This is a genomic window from Ectobacillus sp. (assembly GCF_056992975.1).
Genome location: NZ_JBXKMX010000221.1, coordinates 1 through 3,528, shown reverse-complemented (window position 1 = coordinate 3,528; position 3,528 = coordinate 1). Strand labels below are relative to the sequence as shown.

At 37.7% G+C, this 3,528-nt stretch carries 4 protein-coding genes and 1 pseudogene; all 5 read left to right on the top strand.

From position 1 onward, the window contains the following. Positions 1 to 642: hypothetical protein (locus AC11ZT_RS10195; protein WP_484059486.1), on the top strand; the 642-nt coding region annotated here is incomplete at its 5' end. A gap of 188 nt (positions 643 to 830) precedes the next feature. Beyond that, on the top strand, positions 831 to 1,388 hold the full coding sequence (locus tag AC11ZT_RS10190) for a Maf family protein (protein WP_484059485.1): 558 nt from the start codon (positions 831 to 833) through the stop codon (positions 1,386 to 1,388). Between the two features lie 18 nt (positions 1,389 to 1,406). After that, positions 1,407 to 2,078 carry a RadC family protein gene (gene radC / locus AC11ZT_RS10185; RefSeq protein ID WP_484059487.1) on the top strand — a complete coding sequence of 224 codons (672 nt, stop codon included), beginning with the start codon at positions 1,407 to 1,409 and terminating at the stop codon, positions 2,076 to 2,078. A 149-nt stretch (positions 2,079 to 2,227) separates the two neighbouring features. Next, positions 2,228 to 3,247 (top strand): rod shape-determining protein, encoded by a 1,020-nt coding sequence (locus AC11ZT_RS10180; RefSeq protein WP_379965818.1) that lies wholly within the window; start codon positions 2,228 to 2,230, stop codon positions 3,245 to 3,247. Between the two features lie 17 nt (positions 3,248 to 3,264). Next, positions 3,265 to 3,528 (top strand): annotated as a pseudogene (locus tag AC11ZT_RS10175) (rod shape-determining protein MreC); the annotation flags it as partial.

The following is a 3,528-nucleotide window of genomic DNA, read 5'->3' as shown; positions in this document are numbered from 1 at the left end:
GATAGCCAAACGCAAGGAAAGCAACCAAATGCCATTGTAGCCAAACAACAAGTAGTTCAGCAGGATACGATTGCTTTGCAGCCTGTCAAATTCTCTATTCTACAAACAGGAGTATTTTCTTCCAAAGAAAAGGGACAGGCTACGCTTGATGCCATGAAAGCGAAAGGCATACCAGTAGCGATGAGACAAGAAACTGGAAAATATTATCTTGTAACGTTTGTTAGTAATGATGGGACAAGCGCAAAGCAAATGGGAGACTTGCTTTCTAAGAAAAACATTAGTTTTTATGTGAAAGAGTGGTCGATTCAACAAACAACCGTTCCAAAACAATATAATGCATCGCTTATTGCAAAATCAGAATCCATCTTGCTAAATATCGTGAAGCAAAGTACACAACTATATGTAACAGGGAGTATGGATGAAGCAAAATGGAGCCAGATGAATAAAGAACGTGAAAACATCACAAAGGAAGGAAGTACTGTACAACAAGAGGATGTTAAACAACTAATGACAAGTCTTTCTGCATCAAGTGACGCTTTGAATGATTACAAAACGAAAAAAACAGAGGAATCCTTTATGAAATTGCAGCAAACAGTAGTAGACGGACTTACCATTTATGAAAAAATTGTAACATCCAACTAATTAGAAAATCACACCATCATATTTAAAAATTTAAAAGTAGAGAATTAGTAGCGAAAGAATGTGTAGTTCTTTCGTTTTTTCTATGTAATACAGAGTTGAAAACCGGATTTTCTTAGGTTGTGAAGATAGATGTTCTTTGCTACGATGATACTATATCTTTTTTTACAGAAAGTAAGTAGGTGACAACGATGAAACGTATAATTTTAGCGTCTGGATCTCCAAGACGTAAGGAACTTTTTAGTTTGCTTTCTGTTCCGTTTTCAATCGAAGTAAGTGAAATGGAAGAAAGGTTGGATAATTGGGATGATTCTTACACTGCAGCTATGGGATTAGCCTTACAAAAAGCGAGCGAAGTTCATCGACATTTTGAAGATGCAATCGTTATTGGGGCTGATACAATTGTTACATACGAATCTCAATTATTAGGCAAACCAAAAAATAAACAAGATGCAGAAAAGATGTTGCGTTTTTTGTCTGGACATACACACGAAGTAGTTACAGGAGTAGCGATAATTAGCAAAGATAAAAAAATTTCATTTTATGAAAAAACAGAAGTAACATTTTATTCTTTAACAGATGCTGAAATAGAAGCTTACCTCGATACAGATGAACCATACGATAAAGCAGGTAGCTATGGGATACAAGGAAAAGGCGCATTGTTTGTGAAAGAAATCAAGGGGGACTATTATTCGGTAGTTGGCTTACCCGTCGCTAGAATTGCTAGGGAACTGAAAACATTTCTATGAGGAGGAATGAGGTTGAGTATGCTGCGTGAAGTTGCTAAGGAAGATCAGCCACGGGAAAGATTACTCACAGAAGGTGCCGATAGCCTATCGAATACAGAACTGCTTGCTATCCTTCTTCGAACAGGAACGAAGGATGAATCGGTTCTTACATTAGCAGGGCGAATTTTGCTTCAATTTGATGGATTACGTTTGTTAAAAGATGCTACCGTAGAAGAAATTACTAATATTAACGGAATCGGTCTAGCAAAAGCAGCACAACTGCTAGCATCATTTGAGCTCGGCAGGCGAATGGTTCGGTTAGAATATAAAGAAAGATACAGCATTCGGAATCCTGAAGATTGTGCGAAGTATATGATGGAAGAAATGCGTTTTCTTGTTCAGGAGCACTTTGTTTGTCTATATTTAAATACGAAGAATCAAGTTCTTCATCGACAAACCATATTTATTGGTAGTTTAAATGCATCTATAGTACATCCTCGTGAAGTATTCCGCGAAGCATTTCGCCGGTCAGCAGCCTCTATTATTTGTCTTCATAATCATCCATCAGGAGATCCATCCCCTAGCCGAGAAGATATAGAAGTTACCAAAAGATTAGCTGAGTGTGGTAAAATAATGGGGGTAGAAGTACTCGACCATGTTATTATAGGGGAGCATCGTTTCGTTAGCTTGAAAGAGAAGGGTTATATTTAACACTATTCAATTTTTCTGTTTTGATTTATAATGTGTTTTATGAGTTTTTTATACAGATTAGCTAACAATAGTAAATATGAGGGATAGAAACGTTTTGTTTTTTAAAATAAAAAGCAAAGTATTTTCGTTTTAGAAAGGAAGATACAGAAATGTTTGGATTTGGTGGATTTACAAAAGATTTAGGTATTGATTTAGGAACTGCAAATACTCTTGTGTATGTAAAAGGAAGAGGAATCGTTGTACGCGAACCGTCAGTTGTGGCTATGCATACAGGCACGAAGCAAATTGTTGCAGTTGGAAACGACGCAAAGAAAATGATTGGACGTACACCTGGTAATGTAGTTGCTCTTCGCCCGATGAGAGATGGTGTAATTGCTGATTATGAAACAACAGCGGCAATGATGAAGCATTATATTCAACAAGCACAAAAATCAAATGGCTTTTTCTCCCGTAAACCATATGTTATGGTGTGTGTTCCATCAGGTATTACGGCTGTTGAAAAACGGGCAGTAATCGACGCAACTCGTCAAGCTGGAGCTCGCGATGCATATTCGATTGAAGAACCGTTCGCAGCTGCAATCGGTGCAAACTTACCCGTTTGGGAGCCAACAGGAAGTATGGTTGTTGATATTGGTGGTGGTACGACTGAGGTTGCCATTATTTCATTAGGTGGTATTGTTACGAGCCAATCGATACGAGTAGCCGGTGATGAAATGGACGAGTCTATTATGCAGTATATTAAGAAAAATTATAACTTAATGATTGGGGAACGCACTGCAGAAACACTAAAGCTTGAAGTAGGGTCTGCGGGAAATCCTGAAGGAATTGAGCCAATGGAAATACGCGGACGTGATTTAATTACAGGCTTGCCAAAAACTGTTTTAATTCGTCCAGAGGAAGTGGCAGAGGCTCTTAAAGATACAGTTGATGCCATTGTTGATTCCGTTAAAAATACACTTGAAAAGACGCCTCCTGAACTGTCTGCGGATATTATGGATCGTGGTATTGTTTTAACTGGCGGTGGTGCGCTTCTTCGTAATTTAGATAAAGTTATAAGTCAAGAAACAAATATGCCTGTCCTAGTAGCGGAAAATCCACTCGACTGTGTTGCAATTGGAACAGGAAAAGCTCTTGATAATATTAATCTCTTCAAAACAAAATTAAGTTGATTTAAGAGGGTGTAAATATGCCACAGTTTTTCTTAAACAAACGATTAATTGTGTTATTAGTGAGTATTATTCTTCTCGTGGCATTGATTGGATTTTCCATTAAAGATCGCCAAAAACTGAGCTGGCCTGAGCAATTTGTTAAAGATTCAATTGGGGTTGTGCAAAGGGTATTCGAGAAACCCGCACAATATGTTGCGGGCTTCTTTCAGAATGTAGAAGATATTAAGGTTACATATGAAGAAAATAAGGCGTTAAAAGCAAAGCTTGATAAATATGCTGAG